The sequence below is a fragment of the Aliivibrio sifiae genome, assembly GCF_002954705.1.
Lineage (GTDB): Bacteria > Pseudomonadota > Gammaproteobacteria > Enterobacterales > Vibrionaceae > Aliivibrio > Aliivibrio sifiae_A.
Genome location: NZ_MSCO01000001.1, coordinates 698,257 through 715,924, shown reverse-complemented (window position 1 = coordinate 715,924; position 17,668 = coordinate 698,257). Strand labels below are relative to the sequence as shown.

Annotated in this window: 16 protein-coding genes and 1 tRNA gene; 11 read left to right on the top strand and 6 right to left on the bottom strand. The window is 39.6% G+C overall.

Going from position 1 to position 17,668, the window contains the following annotated elements; genetic code table 11:
* Window positions 1–290: 290 nt before the first annotated feature.
* From BTO22_RS03290 to cobA, 5 genes are all read left to right on the top strand, one after another.
* The gene (locus BTO22_RS03290) at window positions 291–2,165 is read left to right on the top strand and encodes a methyl-accepting chemotaxis protein (RefSeq protein ID WP_105054255.1); all 1,875 of its coding nucleotides are present in this window, start codon (window positions 291–293) and stop codon (window positions 2,163–2,165) included.
* Window positions 2,166–2,463: 298 nt separating this feature from the next.
* Window positions 2,464–5,025, top strand: coding sequence for a nitrite reductase large subunit NirB (gene nirB, locus BTO22_RS03285; RefSeq protein WP_105054254.1), 2,562 nt, complete (start codon window positions 2,464–2,466; stop codon window positions 5,023–5,025).
* A gap of 17 nt (window positions 5,026–5,042) precedes the next feature.
* Window positions 5,043–5,372 (top strand): nitrite reductase small subunit NirD, encoded by a 330-nt coding sequence (gene nirD / locus BTO22_RS03280; RefSeq protein ID WP_060990402.1) that lies wholly within the window; start codon window positions 5,043–5,045, stop codon window positions 5,370–5,372.
* Between the two features lie 112 nt (window positions 5,373–5,484).
* Window positions 5,485–6,297: a formate/nitrite transporter family protein gene (locus tag BTO22_RS03275; protein WP_060990401.1), complete on the top strand. Its 813-nt coding sequence runs from the start codon at window positions 5,485–5,487 to the stop codon at window positions 6,295–6,297.
* Between the two features lie 128 nt (window positions 6,298–6,425).
* Complete coding sequence (cobA, locus tag BTO22_RS03270; RefSeq protein ID WP_060990400.1) at window positions 6,426–7,214, top strand: uroporphyrinogen-III C-methyltransferase; 789 nt, start codon at window positions 6,426–6,428, stop codon at window positions 7,212–7,214.
* Between the two features lie 78 nt (window positions 7,215–7,292).
* On the opposite strand, the gene kdsA is transcribed toward cobA, so the two are convergent.
* Genes kdsA through hemA form a run of 6 tightly spaced genes read right to left on the bottom strand, consistent with a single transcriptional unit; the run spans window position 7,293 to window position 12,610 of the window.
* Window positions 7,293–8,147 (bottom strand): 3-deoxy-8-phosphooctulonate synthase, encoded by an 855-nt coding sequence (kdsA, locus tag BTO22_RS03265; RefSeq protein WP_060990399.1) that lies wholly within the window; start codon window positions 8,145–8,147, stop codon window positions 7,293–7,295.
* A gap of 11 nt (window positions 8,148–8,158) precedes the next feature.
* The gene (locus BTO22_RS03260; RefSeq protein ID WP_060990398.1) at window positions 8,159–8,971 is read right to left on the bottom strand and encodes a SirB1 family protein; all 813 of its coding nucleotides are present in this window, start codon (window positions 8,969–8,971) and stop codon (window positions 8,159–8,161) included.
* 2 nt (window positions 8,972–8,973) lie between these two features.
* Complete coding sequence (locus BTO22_RS03255; protein ID WP_060990397.1) at window positions 8,974–9,357, bottom strand: SirB2 family protein; 384 nt, start codon at window positions 9,355–9,357, stop codon at window positions 8,974–8,976.
* 3 nt (window positions 9,358–9,360) lie between these two features.
* On the bottom strand, window positions 9,361–10,227 hold the full coding sequence (gene prmC / locus BTO22_RS03250) for a peptide chain release factor N(5)-glutamine methyltransferase (protein ID WP_105054253.1): 867 nt from the start codon (window positions 10,225–10,227) through the stop codon (window positions 9,361–9,363).
* On the bottom strand, window positions 10,227–11,315 hold the full coding sequence (gene prfA, locus BTO22_RS03245) for a peptide chain release factor 1 (RefSeq protein ID WP_105054252.1): 1,089 nt from the start codon (window positions 11,313–11,315) through the stop codon (window positions 10,227–10,229). The genes prmC and prfA overlap by 1 nt, the downstream gene beginning before the upstream one ends.
* Before the next feature lie 38 nt (window positions 11,316–11,353).
* Entirely contained in the window at window positions 11,354–12,610 is a 1,257-nt protein-coding gene (hemA, locus tag BTO22_RS03240) for a glutamyl-tRNA reductase (RefSeq protein WP_105054251.1), read from the bottom strand.
* Window positions 12,611–12,790: 180 nt separating this feature from the next.
* Between hemA and lolB the strand changes: the two genes are divergently transcribed.
* The 6 genes from lolB (at window position 12,791) to BTO22_RS03210 (ending at window position 17,569) form a co-directional block, all read left to right on the top strand.
* Window positions 12,791–13,405, top strand: a complete 615-nt coding sequence (gene lolB / locus BTO22_RS03235) for a lipoprotein insertase outer membrane protein LolB (protein ID WP_105054250.1) — start codon at window positions 12,791–12,793, stop codon at window positions 13,403–13,405.
* Window positions 13,406–13,419: 14 nt separating this feature from the next.
* On the top strand, window positions 13,420–14,286 hold the full coding sequence (gene ispE, locus BTO22_RS03230) for a 4-(cytidine 5'-diphospho)-2-C-methyl-D-erythritol kinase (protein ID WP_105055549.1): 867 nt from the start codon (window positions 13,420–13,422) through the stop codon (window positions 14,284–14,286).
* Between the two features lie 38 nt (window positions 14,287–14,324).
* Window positions 14,325–15,272, top strand: coding sequence for a ribose-phosphate pyrophosphokinase (locus BTO22_RS03225; RefSeq protein ID WP_105055548.1), 948 nt, complete (start codon window positions 14,325–14,327; stop codon window positions 15,270–15,272).
* A gap of 179 nt (window positions 15,273–15,451) precedes the next feature.
* A complete protein-coding gene (gene pth / locus BTO22_RS03220) occupies window positions 15,452–16,042 on the top strand; it encodes an aminoacyl-tRNA hydrolase (protein WP_105054249.1) in 591 nt (196 codons plus the stop codon).
* 51 nt (window positions 16,043–16,093) lie between these two features.
* Entirely contained in the window at window positions 16,094–17,185 is a 1,092-nt protein-coding gene (gene ychF, locus BTO22_RS03215) for a redox-regulated ATPase YchF (RefSeq protein ID WP_105054248.1), read from the top strand.
* Between the two features lie 307 nt (window positions 17,186–17,492).
* Window positions 17,493–17,569, top strand: a tRNA-Met gene (locus BTO22_RS03210).
* Window positions 17,570–17,668 lie beyond the last annotated feature (99 nt).

Sequence of the window (17,668 nt, the reverse complement as noted above, 5' to 3'; positions counted from 1 at the left end):
TACGTAGGACTCTCACATTGATCTCATAAATATGTCTATTAGATCACTAAAAATTACGGATAAATAAAAAAAGTAAATCACAAACAATTAAATATTTTACAGAAAAAGCAAACGTTTACCTATCAATCACGGCTTAATAAAAACAAAATTCATTAATGCAAAAATAATAAAAATTCAATTTTTAATTAAGTTTTGTAGGTTATTTCCGATAACCAGAGCAGTGCTTAGTAAAGCAATCCATATTACAAACTAATATAATGGCAACATGAATCCACGGACTTAGGTAAACTATGAAACTAAAACATAAGCTAATAGGCGCAAGTGTACTCGCTGTTGTTATTACTGCATCAGCCTTAACTTGGCTTTCTTCAAACCAACTTTTTGAACAGACCCGCAACGGTGTATACTCTCGAGCAGAAAGTGTTACTTCAGCGGCAACAACTGGGATTTCAAATTGGATCTCTATTAAAGCTGAAATCGCTCATGCGACTAATGAACACACCCAAGAAAATGACATTGTTTCTTTCTTACAGCTTAGCCGTAAAGCTGGTGGGTTTGATGATATTTTCTTTGGAACTCCTCAAGGTGATATGTACCGCTCTCATCCAGAAAGAAATCGTGCCGATTATGACCCTCGTCAACGCCCTTGGTATCAAGAAGCACAGCGTGAAAACAAACAAATCATTACCTCATCATATCAAGATGCGATTACTCAATCTCTCCTCGTAACCATCGCAGAACCAATATATAAAAACGGAACTTTTTTAGGCGTAATTGGTGCCGATGTTCTTATTGACCAATTAATTGCTGATGTAATTAGCCTTGATGCAGGTAAAGATACTATTACTATGCTGATTGACAGTGATGGGACTTTTTTAGCTCATCCAAATAAATCACTGATCAAAAAAGAGGTAAACCGCTACTTCTCTGATATGACACCACAAAGTATCCAAGAATCTATCTCTCTAAAACGCATCGATGTTGCCGAAATCAATGGTGACACTAAGCTGATTTACTTCGCAAAAGTACCGAACACCAATTGGACATTTGCTGTTGAGATGACGCAAGCAACAGAAGAAGCCGCTCACGCAGCTCTGCTTCGTGAAATTATTCTACTTAGTATTGTACTAACCGTGGTGGTTGCTATTGGTGTCACTATTCTGGTGAATATTCTATTCCGAGATTTACTTCGAGTATCAGATGCGCTTGCTGAAATATCTTCAGGCGAAGGCGATTTAACTCAGCGCTTAGAACCAAACAGTAATGATGAAGTGGGTCAATTAGCAACTAATTTCAATACTTTTGTGGGTAACATGCACTCAATGGTATGTCGCCTACGTAGCATTTCTATCACTCTTGCCAACCAAGCTAACTCAACAGCAGAAAGTGCTGAAGAGCGTAATGTTCGCATCCAACATCAAATGGATGAGATTAACATGGTAGCAACTGCAATTAATGAAATGGCAGCTGCTACACAAGAAATCGCTGGTAATGCTGACAATACAGCTCAAACTGCAGAGCAAACTGTAAGTGCATCAAACCACGGTGCCGAACAAGTAAGCCAAAGCCAACACTCTATTGATAACCTAGCAAAAGAAGTTGAAACCGCAACTGGTGTAATTGAAGAGCTCCACCACAACGCACAAAACATTAACACTATCCTTTCAACGATTCAGAACATCGCCGAACAAACTAACTTATTGGCATTAAACGCAGCAATCGAAGCCGCTCGTGCTGGTGAACAAGGCCGTGGTTTTGCTGTCGTTGCTGATGAAGTTCGTATCTTAAGTCAACGAACTCACGCTTCAACTCAGGAAATTCAACAAATGATTGAGGCACTACAAGGCACGACTCAAAAAGCGGTAGGTATAATGGAAGATAGCCAGAATTTGGCAAACACCAGTGTAGAAGATGCTCAATCGGCATCAGCTAGCCTACTTCAAATTACAAACTCGGTAACTCAAATCAGCGACATGGCTGCACAAATTGCAGCCGCTGCTGAAGAGCAATCATCAGTAACTGAAGAAATTACTCGTAATACAGAAGCAGTTCGCAATGTGTCAAATGAGCTAACGGAAGAAACGAAACAATCAGTAATTCAAGCCTCTGAACTTTCAGAGTTATCTAATGAACTAAAACAAGAGATCGATAGATTTAAACTATAATTATTTTATTTCATTAATTAACAAAAAAAGACAGTATGTGAACTTCATATTCTGTCTTTTTTTTTCAGATTTTTATCCATAAACAGCTTAAATTTCCGGATATCCTTTCAAACTTTGTAAAAAACCACAAACAAAAGCTACGTGCTACAAATAACTCATTGAATTATTAGATATAAAGTCTAATACCACCTTAGAACTACCTCTTTGGAGTAGTTTCATTTCGTAATTGATCCACATCATATCGACATATTCATTCATAATTCATCATATATACATATCAATGATAATAGGAATTCTTATGAGCAAGATGAAGTTAGTCATCATCGGTAATGGCATGGTTGGTCATCGCTATATCGAAGATTTAGTCGATAAAACCGATGTTCAAAATATGGATGTTACTGTATTTTGTGAAGAGCCACGTATCGCATATGATCGTGTTCACCTTTCTTCATACTTCTCTCATCATACTGCTGATGAACTTTCTCTTGTAAAAGAAGGTTTCTACGAAAAACACGGTATTAATGTATTACTTGGCGAACGCGCTATTAATATCAATCGTGAAAAACAAGTCGTTTACTCAAGTACTGGTCGTGAAATTCAATACGACAAACTGGTTCTTGCAACCGGATCTTTCCCATTTGTTCCACCGATTAAAGGTAACGAAAGTAAAGACTGCTTTGTGTATCGTACTATTGAAGATCTTAAATCTATCGAAGCGACGGCTAAAAACAGTAAAAGCGGTGTTGTAATTGGTGGTGGCTTACTTGGCCTTGAAGCTGCTGGTGCGCTTAAAGCATTAGGCGTAACGACTCACGTTGTTGAGTTTGCGCCAGTACTAATGGCTGAGCAGTTGGATCAACAAGGCGGTTTGCAACTACGCAATAAAATTGAGCGCATGGGTGTTCAAGTTCATACCAGTAAAAACACACTTGAAATCGCTCCTGAAGGTAAAGACGCTCGTAATGTAATGCGCTTTGCTGATGGTACTGAACTTGAAACTGATTTCATCGTATTTTCTGCTGGTATTCGTCCTCAAGACAAATTAGCTCATCAAATGGGTTTAGGTGTTGCACCTCGCGGTGGCGTTGAAATCAACAATAACTGCCAAACAACAGATAGTAATATCTATGCTATTGGTGAGTGTGCTTCTTGGAATCGTGCTTTCTATGGTTTGGTTGCTCCTGGCTATAAAATGGCGACGGTTGCTGTTGACCATTTATTAGGTAACGACAGTGTATTTGAAGGCGCTGACATGAGTGCTAAGTTGAAACTGCTTGGCGTAAAAGTAGGTTCCATTGGTGACGCAAATGGTCGAACTCCTGGCTGTAAAAGCTACGTTTACCAAAACGAAGAGCAAGAAGTCTACAAGCGCATTATCGTTTCTGAAGACGGAAAAAAACTGCTTGGTGCAGTAATGGTCGGAGATACGTCTGATTATGGCGATTTACTTCAACTTAAACTTAATGACATTGATCTTCCTGAACACCCTGATCTATTAATTCTTCCTGCTCATGCTGGCGCAGAAAAGCCATCATTAGGTGCTGACTCATTACCTGAAACAGCAGTTATCTGTTCATGTTTCGATGTAACTAAAGGCAAAATTGCTCAAGCAGTTGCAGATGGCCATCACACAATGGCAGACATTAAGGCGGTTACTGGAGCGGGTACGGGCTGTGGGGGTTGTATCCCTCTGGTAACTTCCGTTCTTAATGCAGAGTTAGCTAAATCTGGTATCGAAGTGAAAAGCGATGTATGTGAGCACTTTGCTTACTCTCGCCAAGAGCTTTTCCACCTGATCCGCATCGAAGAAATCAAAACATTCGATGAGTTACTAGAGAAATACGGTAAAGGCTACGGCTGTGAAGTATGCAAGCCTCTAGCGGGTTCTATTCTTGCTTCATGCTGGGGTGAACACATCCTTAAGCCAGAGTTAGTAAAACTGCACGACACCAACGATAACTTCCTAGGTAACATCCAAAAAGACGGCACTTACTCTGTTATTCCTCGTATGGCGGGCGGTGAAGTAACACCTCAAGCACTTAGCGTTCTTGCTGATGTTGCGGCTGAATACAACTTGTATACCAAAATTACAGGGGCACAACGTATCGGTCTGTTTGGTGCTCAAAAAGATGACTTACCAGCAATCTGGAAGAAGTTAATCGCTGCAGGTTACGAAACGGGTCAAGCCTACGCAAAAGCACTTCGTATGGCTAAGACATGTGTTGGTTCAACTTGGTGTCGTTACGGCGTTCAAGACTCTGTTGGTCTAGGCGTAATGATCGAGAATCGTTACAAAGGTATTCGGACTCCTCATAAAATGAAGTTTGGTGTATCTGGCTGTACGCGTGAATGTGCTGAAGCACAAGGTAAAGATTTAGGTATTATCGCAACAGATGCTGGTTGGAACATGTATGTATGTGGTAACGGTGGTATGAAACCTCGTCACGCAGACCTATTAGCAAGCGACTTAGACCAAGAAACATTAATCAAATACATCGACCGCTTCATGATGTTCTACATTCGTACTGCAGCACCACTACAACGTACGTCTGTATGGATGGATAACCTTGAAGGTGGTGTTGACTACCTACGTGAAGTAATTGTTGATAACAAACTAGGTATTAATGAGCAGCTTGAAAGCGATGTTGCTAGCTTAGTAAATAACTTCGCATGTGAATGGACAGACACAATCAATGATGAAGCTCAACTAAAACGTTTTGCTCACTTCATTAATGCGGATGACCGTGATAACAACGTTATGTTCGTTACGGATGGTCGTCAACAACACCGTCCAGCAAGCTTTACGGAAAAACACCCTGAAGCAAAGGGTAACATCCTACACGTAGCAGCAACTGAGTAAGAGCGAGAGAATTAATCATGGCTTCTAAATTCGTAAAAATCTGTCAGCTAGAAGATATTGTTCCGGGTACTGGTGTTTGTGCTCTAGTTAATGGTGAACAAGTTGCAGTATTTCGCCCAACTCAAGGCGAAGAAGTACTCGCAATCAGCAATACAGATCCTTACTTCCAAGCAAATGTATTATCACGAGGTTTGATTGTTGAGCACCAAGGTGAACTTTGGGTAGCAAGCCCACTGAAAAAACAGCGTTTCAATCTAACAACTGGTGTCTGCATGGAAAACGAGCAATTTAATATAAAAACATATAACGCTCGTGTAATAAAAGGCTCAGTAGAGATCGCTGTATAAGATTTGATAGTTCAAGGGTTCTAGTTTCATATTGTTGATAATAAATAATGATTAGAGCCCTTTCCTATCCAATTTTAACTTTTAACTTTTAACTTTTTGTAAGGGCACATTTATGTCTGCTTTAAAACCTGTAGAAATTGTTCAAACTATGATCGATGTTGGTGAAGCGAAAATCAAAACAGGAACTCGAGACCTGATATTGCGCGGCACTATGGCTGGTATTATCCTTTCTTTAGCCGTTGTTGTTGCAATTACAGCAATAACACAAACAGGCATTGGACTTGTAGGTGCTCTAGTCTTCCCTGTTGGTTTTTGTATTCTTAGTTTAATGGGCTACGACCTATTAACCGGTGTATTTGGTCTTGCTCCACTAGCAAAATTTGATAATCGTCCAGGAGTAACTTGGGGCCGAATCCTACGTTGTTGGGGCTATGTTGGTCTTGGCAATCTTCTAGGCTCTCTACTTGTTGCTTTTCTTGTTGCACTAACATTTACGATGAATTTTAGTATTGAACCTGGAGCGGTAGGTCAAAAGTTCATTGCTGCGGCAACTGCTCGAACTTCAGGTTATGAAGCACATGGCATGAATGGTTGGATCACTGTTTTTGTTAAAGGTATTCTTTGTAACCTAATGGTTTGCTTGGGTGTAATTGGTAACATGTCAGCTCGTACTGTTGCTGGCAAGATTGCTGCAATGTGGCTTCCAATCTTCATTTTCTTTGCATTAGTTTTTGAACATGCTGTTGTAAACATGTTCCTATTCCCACTAGGTATGATGCTAGGTGCTGACTTTACTATTGCAACTTGGTTGAACTTCAACCTTATCCCAACCATTCTAGGTAACCTAGTTGGTGGCCTTATCTTTACGTGTGTTCCTTTATATCTAACACACGCAAAAACAGCACCATCTCTAAGCTCTAACTAAAAACAAATAACGAAGAGTTAGTTATAACTCATTCAAATTAAATCACTCTTAATCAAGTATTAAGGGTGATTTTTTTTATCACCTCTTACATACTAGAGTGAAATAAAAACATGATGCAGGAATCTATTATGCCAAGTATTCAAGCTCAGTCTGAGCAGAAAAAACAAAACGGACTTGTTTCTCTTGTTGGCGCAGGTCCTGGCGATGCAGACCTATTAACGGTAAAAGGTTACCGCCTTATACAGCAAGCTGATGTTGTTGTTTATGACCGTCTTGTTTCCAAAGAAATTTTAGCGCTTGCCAATGACAATGCTGAAATGATTTATGTCGGGAAAAAGCTCGATTTTCATTTCGTACCACAAGACAAAATTAATCAACTCTTAGTGGATAAAGCACAAGAAGGTAAGCACGTTGTCCGTCTTAAAGGCGGGGATTCATTTATTTTTGGTCGTGGTGGCGAAGAATTAGAAACTCTCGCTGAGAATGGCGTTCAATTTGAAGTAGTTCCAGGTATTACTGCAGCTGCAGGAGCAACCTCTTATGCTGGTATTCCCCTAACCCATCGAGATCATGCTCAAAGCGTTCAATTTATTACTGCTCACGTACAAAAAAATGGGGCTGAGATTGAATGGGATGCTTTAGTGCGTTCAAACAATACATTAGTGTTTTATATGGGGTTAAAACAATCACCTCATATATCAACTCAATTAATTGAACACGGTTTAGCAGCTAATACGCCTTGTGCCATTATTGAACGTGGAACGACAGCAAAACAAAAAGTATTCACAGGTACTATTTCAGAATTAGCTCAAATGGCAGAAAAAGCCATTAGCCCGTCTCTTATCGTTGTGGGCAGTGTAACAACATTACATAAGAAGTTAGATTGGTTTTCACCAAGCTCAGCAGATACTGAATAAGCATTTAAACCAAACACAAAAAAGCCCAAGAAAGTTATCTCTCTTGGGCTTTGTCTTATTTATCTTTGTAGCATTCGATTATTTAATATCGATATGCTCAAAACCTTTAATTAGATCATCTAACGCTTTCATTTGTTTCAAGAAAGGCTCCAGTTGATCTAATGGTAATGCAGAAGGCCCATCACATAACGCTTTATCAGGGTTTGGATGCGCTTCAATAAATAAACCCGCAATACCAGTTGCTAAACCTGCTTTAGCAAGTTCAACTGTTTGTGAACGACGACCGCCAGAAGCTTTACCACTTGGATCACGATTCTGTAGAGAATGTGTTACATCAAAAATGATTGGGCTACCGTTTGATGCTTTTTTCATTACACCAAAACCTAGCATATCAACCACTAGATTGTCGTAACCCATGCACGAACCACGCTCACATAGAATGATATTTTCGTTACCACACTCTGCAAACTTATCAACGATATTACCCACTTGATCAGGGCTCATAAATTGTGGTTTTTTCACATTAATCACAGCGCCTGTTTTTGCCATTGTCTCAACTAAATCTGTTTGGCGAGCAAGAAAAGCTGGAAGTTGAATAACGTCCACCACATCAGCAACAGGTTGAGCTTGTGCTTCTGTATGAACATCAGTGATAATTTTCACGCCAAAAGTATCTTTTAGTTCTTGGAAGATCTTTAGACCCTCTTCCATACCTGGACCACGGTATGAATGAACAGATGAGCGGTTTGCTTTATCAAAAGAGGCTTTAAATACGTACGGAATGCCTAGACGGTCAGTGATCTCTACGTAAGTCTCACACATTCTCATCGCTAAATCACGAGATTCTAATACGTTCATACCTGCAAATAAGGTAAACGGCTTATCATTTGCTACATCGATATTGCCAATTTTTACTGTTTTTTGATTTTGCATTATCTTCACTCTTAATGGAGAACGGTAGGTTGCTGTTCTAATAATAGTTGAACTTGCTCTTTCATCAGCATAGCTGAAGGATCATTAGGGCACTGTTCAATAAAATACGTTAAGTCATTTTTAGCGACATTATTACAGTGTAGTTGCTGATAGATCAAACCTCTATCACGGATCTCAAAAGGATCATCAGGCACCATATGCAATGCAAGATTACTACAGGTTAAAGCAAACGAGAACTTTCGCTCTCTAATACATGCCGTTTTAATTACTGCTAATAAACGTCCAATCAATGTTGGGTTGTCTATTGATTCTAAATGTACGGGTAATATCTTTGCTAATGGTCCACCATAACCAATAAGCCACGCAGTCATCAAATGGGTACTAACATATTGCCCATCAAATGGATTCAAATAAAGAGGCTCTTGGTTTGGCAGCTCTACTTTTAACACTAATTGAGTAGGGAAATTAATCGCACTCACAGGTAAATCTACATATTCACACAGATGCAAGAAAATAGCGCCCAACGTAACAGGAATACCTCTTTTACTCTCAAGCACATGATCAATAAATGCGTTTTCAGAATTAAAATAAGTATAAGTATCCCCTTGATAGCCCCATTCCCCATAAAAAAGTTGAATCAACCGCTCCAAACGCTGCTCATCATTGGTTTCATGAGCGAGTGTTTGCTCTGCCTCAATACACATTTCTCGCAGTTTGATGTCAACTCGTAGTCTTTGTATCTCAGGATTAATCGCTAAGTTAAGCGCTAATGCTCCTTCAACAAGATTAAGGTCTTCTAAATTTTCATCAAGCAACTGAAACATAGTTACCCCAGAAACGTTGGTACTTTAGTTACCGCAATTTTAGCAGCAACCATTAACCATCCTAATGCACCAAGAAAGGCAAAGGTTTTAAATACTTTATTCTTGCCATTGTTCAACGTAACAAAAGCCAAAGCGATATATACCATTACACATGTCAATTTCTCAGTTAACCAAGGAGCTGCCCCTGTAAATGGAATAAAACCTGTAATAAAGATAAGTGCAATACCACTTAACAACATAGCTGAATCAACAACGTGAGGAACTCGTTTTAAAAATGCTTTATTACGAAGATCTGAATCAACCATCATCAATACATAGCGAACAACAAATAGCAGTACGCTACAAGCAATCATAAATAAGTGAATATGTTTAACAGCGGTATACATGAATTATCCTTTATTCTCTGTTTTTGTTGACCATTGACCTAATGTAACACGGTCATTGCCAGCATAATCTTGTTCTGTTTTGACATTAACAAAGCCGTGCGCTTCAAAATAAGTACGCAATTGCCTACCTTGCTCAAAGCCATGCTCCATTAGTAACCAACCATTCTCAACTAAATAAGTACGGCTGTGTTCCATAATGTGAATTAAATCCGCAAAACCTTCTTGTTCTGCAACTAATGCCGTTTGAGGTTCGAACCGTACATCACCTTGAGATAAATGAGGATCATTACCATCAATATAAGGTGGATTGCTCACAATAATAGAAAACTGCTCATCAGGCTGAATTGGGTCAAACCAACTTCCCTGACGAAATTCAGTATTCATAATACAATTATCTTTCGCATTACCTTGTGCTAACTCAACCGCATCTTGTTGATAATCGACACCAATAACACTAAGCGTTGGTATCTCAGAAGCAATGGCTAATGCTATCGCTCCTGTTCCTGTTCCTAAGTCCAGGACTTTTGTTGATGACACATCAAGATGATCGAGAGCAATCTCAACAAGACGTTCTGTATCAGGGCGAGGAATTAGCGTAGTGGGTGACACTTTTAGCGGTAATGACCAAAATTCGCGATAACCAATAATATAAGCGATTGGCTCACCAGAGAGGCGACGAGAAAGCAATGATTCAAAAGCCATAAGTTCTGAATCAGTCAATTCTTTTTCAGGCCAAGTAAGCAAGTAGCTTCTTGGTTTATCTAAAATATAACAAAGCAGAACAGATGCATCAATTTGAGGAGAATCACTCCCCTCAAGTTGCAGCAATTGAATTGAACGCTTTAATAGCGCATCAATAGATTGGTTCATTAGTTATTTTCAGCTAATGCAGCTAGTTGATCTGCTTGGTATTCTAATACAACAGGTTCAATCAACGCAGCTAGATCACCTTCTAATACTTCGTTTAAACGGTAAATAGTTAAGTTAATACGGTGATCAGAAACACGGCCTTGTGGGTAGTTGTATGTACGAATACGGTCAGAACGATCACCCGAACCTAGTAAGTTACGACGCGTGTCAGATACAGCTTCTGCACGACGAGCTTGTTCAGCTTGAATAATTCGAGCTGCAAGTACAGACATCGCTTTTGCTTTGTTTTTATGCTGTGAACGTTCATCTTGACACTCAACAACAGTACCTGTTGGTAAGTGAGTGATACGAATTGCTGAATCGGTGGTGTTAACGTGCTGACCACCCGCGCCAGATGCACGGAAGGTATCGATTTTTAAATCTGCCGCTTTAATTTCTGGAAGATCCGCCTCTGGGATCTCAGCCATTACTGCAACAGTACACGCAGACGTATGTACACGACCTTGTGATTCAGTTTCAGGTACACGTTGTACACGGTGACCGCCTGATTCAAACTTCAATACGCCATAAGCGCCATCGCCACTTACTTTTGCAATCATTTCTTTGAAGCCACCTTGCTCAGAAACATTCGAGCTCATGACTTCAATACGCCAACCTTTTTTCTCTGCAAAACGAGAATACATACGGAAAAGGTTACCTGCAAAGATACCCGCTTCATCACCACCAGCACCGGCACGGATCTCTAAGAAACAGTTACGCTCATCATTTGGATCTTTTGGAATAAGCAAGACTTGTAGCTCATCAGCAAGACGCTCAATCGCTTCTTTTGCTTCTTTAATTTCATCTTGCGCCATTTCGCGCATTTCAGCATCATCTTCTTGAGCCATTTCTTCCGCAGCGATCAAGTCTTCTTGAGCTTGTTCGTATGCTTGGAAACATTGTGTCACTTCTTCCAGTTGAGAGTATTCACGAGATAAAGCTCGGAATTTATTTTGATCACCAATAACTCCAGGATCACCTAATAAATGTTGAACTTCTTCATAACGCTCAACCAGCGTCTCCAGTTTTACTCGAATTGATGCTTTCATATAATATTTATTCTTTATGTTGGTAGCGAACGCTACACTTAGTTGTCTAGACCAATACTGGTACGGATCACAGCAAGTTTGTCTGGCTCACCATTTTTGGCAGCCTGCTGCATCGCAAGTGTTGGTGCATGAATGAGTTTATTGGTTAATTTATTGCTTAATTCTGCTAATACTTTTTCTGCATTTTGACCAGAAGCTAATGCTTGAATACTTTTTTGTAATAATTCAGTTCTGATCGCTTCTGAATTATTACGATATTGGCGAATACTATTCACTGCTTGTCGAGAACGAATCCACGTCATAAAGCTTGCACTTTCTTCACTGACAATAGCCTCAGCTTGAATTGCTTCAATTTTTCTCTGTTCGATATTGTGATCAATAATCGATTTAAGATCATCTACCGAATACAAATACGCATCATTCAATTCAGCAACTTCTCCCTCAATATCTCTAGGGACAGCAATATCAACAAACAACATTGGCTGATGTCTACGTTGCTTTAATGCACTTTCAACCATCCCTTTACCAATAATAGGTAATGGGCTAGCAGTCGAACTAATAATGATATCGGCTTTTGGTAGATATTCTGGAATTTCAGGAAGGCTAATAACGTCCGCATTAAATTGCTCAGCAAGCCCCATTGCTCTTTCACGAGTACGGTTAGCAACGATTAATCGCTTACAGCCTGCCACATCTAAATGCTTAGCAACCAATTCAATCGTTTCGCCAGCTCCAACAAGAAGAACAGTGGAGTCAGCAAGAGACTCAAAAATTTGACGAGCAAGAATACAAGCAGCATAAGCAACCGACACAGCATTACCGCCGATATTTGTCTCAGTACGAACTCGTTTAGCGACAGAGAAATCACTCTGGAATAGCTTCTCTATTGTCCCTTCAACAGCATTATGCTCTCTTGCATCTGCAAAGGCTTTTTTTACTTGGCCTAAAATTTGCGGCTCGCCTAGCACTAATGAATCTAATCCACATGATACGCGCATTAAGTGTTTTACCGCTGCCTGTTCTTCATACACATAAATACTTGGCATTAATATGTCTAAAGAAACACGATGAAATTCAGCTAGCCAATTGAGCACATAACCACTGCTAATCCCTGCTTTCACTTCACAATAAATCTCAGTTCGGTTGCAAGTTGATAGAATTACGCCGCTTTGAATAGAATCACTATTTTTTAATTCATCTAACGCCTTAGTTAATTTATCAGGTGAGAAAGCAACTTTCTCCCGCAAATCAACAGAGGCTGACGTATGATTGATTCCAATAACAAGCAATGACATTCGGCAAACAGACCAATAAAAAAACAACAAGGGCGAATTTTACTTGATGCGACCGAATTTTAAAAGGCATCAGGACGTTCAGTCCGAAAATTAGTGACGAATAAACACTATTTAACTCCAAATGTACTAACAATTTGCTACAATCTGAAAATCTACTTCGAATTATGCATGAGATTTCTAATGAAGTGTTCTCGTTTTACTCGTTCTCCTTTTGCTATTTTCATCATCACTATTTTTCTTAATGCCTGTTCTAGCGTTCCATTAACGCCACAACAATCGACCAATTGGGACAAGCATACAACTCAATTAGAAAACATTGTCAATTACCAAGTCACCGGTAAAATCGGCTACCAATCTCCAGAAGAACGTCATAGCTTAAATTTCCAATGGATACAAAAATCCGAAAGTAGCCAATTATTACTCACCACATTTTTAGGCCAAACGGTTATTAAAGCTTCAATGTCCAATGGACGAACTATAATTGAAACTGGTGATGGCCAAACATTTGAAGGACAAGATCCTGGTCGATTAATGTATGGACTTACTGGATTAAACCTTCCTATTGGCTATCTAGGGGATTGGATAAAAGGATTACCTACCGCTGCTGATAGCTTCCAGCTTAATGAACTAAACACAGTTGAACATCTAGTAAAACAAATTGGCCAGACTAATTGGCACCTACGTTACAATAGTTATATTGAAAAAGGACAAGTACTCTTACCAAATTCAATGAAACTAACCCAACAAAAGACAACAATTAAAATCATTGCTTCAAATTGGACTGTTTCTCAATGATAAAAAGTTACTCAATGATTACAACAACTACGCGTTGGCCCTCCCCAGCCAAATTAAACTTATTTCTTTATATCAATGGACAACAAGCCAATGGTTACCATGAATTGCAAACCTTATTTCAATTCATAGACCTATGCGACTACCTCACCATCACTGCAAATCCATCAAATAAAATTACCCTTTCTCCTGATATTCCGGGAGTTAAAACAGAAGACAACTTAATATGGAAAGCTGCAACACTACTTCAACAGCACACTCAAAGCTCTTTTGGTGCGCATATTGAAGTAGACAAAATATTACCTATGGGTGGTGGTATTGGTGGTGGTTCATCAAATGCAGCAACCGTATTAGTTGCCCTCAACTTTCTTTGGGGTCTTAATTTAAGTAATGAGATATTAGCTGATTTAGGGGTAAAACTTGGTGCAGATGTACCAATTTTTGTCCATGGCTTTGCCGCCTTTGCCGAGGGGATTGGTGAAAAACTACAACCAGTTACTCCTAAAGAATTATGGTATCTACTGATCAAGCCAGAAGTGAGCATTTCTACTGTTGATGTATTCACTCACCCAGAGTTGATTAGAAATACGCCAAAACAGCCACTTAACGTACTTTTAGACGCTCCGTACGAAAACGATTGCGAAAAAATTGTCAGAAGTGTGTATCCAGAGGTTGATTACCAACTTTCATGGCTGTTAGAATATGCGCCATCAAGATTAACTGGAACAGGTGCTTGTGTTTTTGCTGAATTTAACAGTGAAAAAGAAGCTAAGTACGTCTACTCCTTAATCTCTGATAATGCAACAGGATTTATCGCCCGAGGTATGAATACTTCGCCACTCAACCACCAACTGGAAGAGTATAAATCATTATGCAAAATATAAAATTCTCACAATTTGGACGCAACCCTGAGGTTTCCACCGTGCCTGACATGAAGCTATTTGCTGGTAATGCAACTCCTGAACTAGCGCAACGTATCGCTGATCGACTATACATTTCACTTGGTGACGCTACTGTCGATCGTTTTTCTGACGGCGAAGTAGCTGTTCAAATTAACGAGAATGTACGTGGTAGTGATGTTTTCATCATTCAATCTACATGTGCTCCTACTAATGACAATATCATGGAATTAGTAGTAATGATCGATGCACTTCGTCGTGCTTCTGCTGGCCGTATCACTGCGGTAATCCCATACTTTGGTTACGCTCGTCAAGATCGTCGTGTACGTTCTGCTCGTGTGCCTATCACTGCTAAAGTAATTGCTGATATGCTTTCAAACGTTGGTGTTGACCGCGTTTTAACTATCGACCTACACGCAGAACAAATTCAAGGTTTCTTCGACGTACCCGTAGATAACATTTTCGGTACTCCTGTGCTGCTTGATGATATGCGTACTCGTGGTCTAGAAAATCCTGTTGTAGTTTCTCCTGACTTAGGTGGTGTTGTTCGTGCTCGTGCAACAGCTAAAGCACTAGGTGATGTAGACATCGCTATCGTTGATAAGCGTCGTCCACGCGCTAACGTTTCTGAAGTAATGAACCTTATTGGTGATGTTGACGGTCGCGATTGTGTTATCGTTGATGACATGATTGATACGGGCGGTACATTATGTAAAGCAGCTGAAGCTCTTAAAGAACGCGGCGCTAAACGTGTATTTGCTTACGCAACTCACGCTGTATTCTCTGGTTCTGCAGCAGAAAACATTGCCAACTCAGTATTAGACCAAGTCGTGGTTACTGACTCGATTACTCTATCTAAAGAAATGGCAGCAACAGGCAAAGTAACTGAACTTAGCCTTTCTCGCATGCTAGCTGAGGCGATTCGTCGCATTAGCAATGAAGAGTCTATCTCTGCAATGTTTGATCACTAATCAAACAAAAATCTATTCAAACGCCCTGCTTATGCGGGGCGTTTTTGTATTTGGAATTCTTGTGTTAATATGGCGCGCCTTTTTAATGGGACATACTAATACCATTAATTGTCTTTAGTTCGATTACGCTCTAGATAAGTGTATTAATGATATTAGTATCCAAATAGAGAGATAAGTCTTTGAGCAATCAAATCAAACTTCTTGTTGGACTAGCAAACCCTGGTCTTGAATATAAAAGAACTCGCCATAACGCAGGCGCGTGGGTTGTTGAAGAACTCGCTCGTGTACATAACGTATCCCTGCGAGAAGAAACGAAATTCTTCGGGTTAACTGGTCGAATTCAAACTAATGGTCAAGATCTTCGTTTATTGATCCCAACAACATTTATGAATTTATCAGGTAAAGCAATTGCTGCTGTCGCTAAGTTTTACCAAATAAAGCCAGAAGAGATCTTAGTCGCTCACGATGAACTAGATCTTCCTCCTGGTGTTGCCAAATTCAAAAAAGGTGGTGGGCACGGCGGTCATAATGGCTTACGTGACACTATTAGCAAATTAGCGAATACGAAAGAGTTTTATCGACTTCGTATTGGTATTGGTCATCCTGGCCATAAAGACAAAGTTGCCGGTTTTGTTTTAGGAAAAGCGCCTACCAAAGAGCAAGAGTTAATCGATGCTGCTGTAGATGAATCTACACGCAGTCTAGATATCTTGCTTAAAGACGGATTAAGTAAAGCACAAAATCGTTTACATACATTCAAAGCTGAATAATACCAATCTGTTTTTATTTAGCTTGGTATAACTAAAGATAAGGTTTACATCATGGGTTTTAAATGCGGAATCGTTGGTCTTCCAAACGTTGGTAAATCAACACTGTTTAACGCACTAACTAAAGCAGGAATCGAAGCGGCAAACTTCCCTTTCTGTACTATTGAACCAAACACAGGTGTGGTTCCAGTTCCTGATCTACGTTTAGACGCATTAGCTAAAATCGTAAATCCAGAACGCATTCTTCCAACTACTATGGAATTTGTTGATATTGCAGGTCTTGTAGCTGGCGCATCTAAAGGTGAAGGTCTAGGTAACAAGTTCCTTGCTAATATCCGTGAAACAGACGCTATCGGCCATGTTGTTCGTTGTTTTGAAAATGAAAACATCATTCACGTTGCTGGTAAAATCTCACCGATTGAAGATATCGAAATCATCAACCTTGAGCTTGCTCTTGCGGATCTAGATTCTTGTGAACGTGCTATCTTCCGTCAAACGAAGAAAGCAAAAGGTGGCGATAAAGACGCTAAGTTTGAAATCTCAGTTCTTGAGAAACTGCTTCCTGTATTTACAGAAGGTGGAATGGCTCGTACTGTTGAACTAGCAAAAGAAGAAATTGCGGCAGTTTCTTACCTTAACTTCTTAACACTAAAACCAACAATGTATATTGCCAACGTTAGTGAAGAAGGTTTTGAGAACAACCCATTCTTAGACATGGTTCGTGAATACGCAGAAAAAGAAAACAACGTTGTTGTTCCTGTATGTGCAGCTATCGAATCTGAGCTTTCTGAACTTGATGATGAAGATCGTGAAGAATTCCTTGCTGACATGGGTATCGAAGAACCAGGTCTAAATCGAGTGATCCGCTCAGGTTACGAACTACTAACTCTACAAACGTATTTTACTGCGGGTGTAAAAGAAGTTCGTGCTTGGACTATCCCAGTAGGAGCAACTGCACCACAGGCTGCTGGTAAGATCCATACTGACTTCGAAAAAGGCTTTATCCGTGCAGAAGTTGTTGGTTACGACAACTTTATCGAATTTAACGGAGAAAGTGGTGCTAAAGAAGCAGGTAAATGGCGCCTTGAAGGAAAAGATTACATCGTTAAAGATGGTGATGTAGTACATTTCCGCTTCAACGTATAATAAAAAAGGCCAGCATATTTGCTGGCCTTTTTATTACTTGCCTACATTTCAATCAGTTAAAACACATTCCCTCTCCATATCTGCCTAACTGCTACATCCTGTTTTCGACTCTTATTCTTATTCTTTTTCCTTGATTCACTCTAATTTGCATATAAAAAGTACGCTTTGATTAAAATCCGTTCGAACAAACAAAGAATTCATATTTTTTTCAAAAAAGTGTTGACGCATAGGGCTCAGAAAAGCATAATGCGCTCCGTCCTCACAGCTAAGGCGAAAGAGAGACGAGTTAGAAAGTAAGAAACAATTTGGCTACTTAGCTCAGCTGGTTAGAGCACATCACTCATAATGATGGGGTCACAGGTTCAAATCCCGTAGTAGCCACCATACAATTTTTAATTGATTTACCAATCGTCGATTAAAATATAGAATAACTACTCTTTGTAGATTAAGTAACGAATGTTCTTAATAATCAAACAGTAGAAC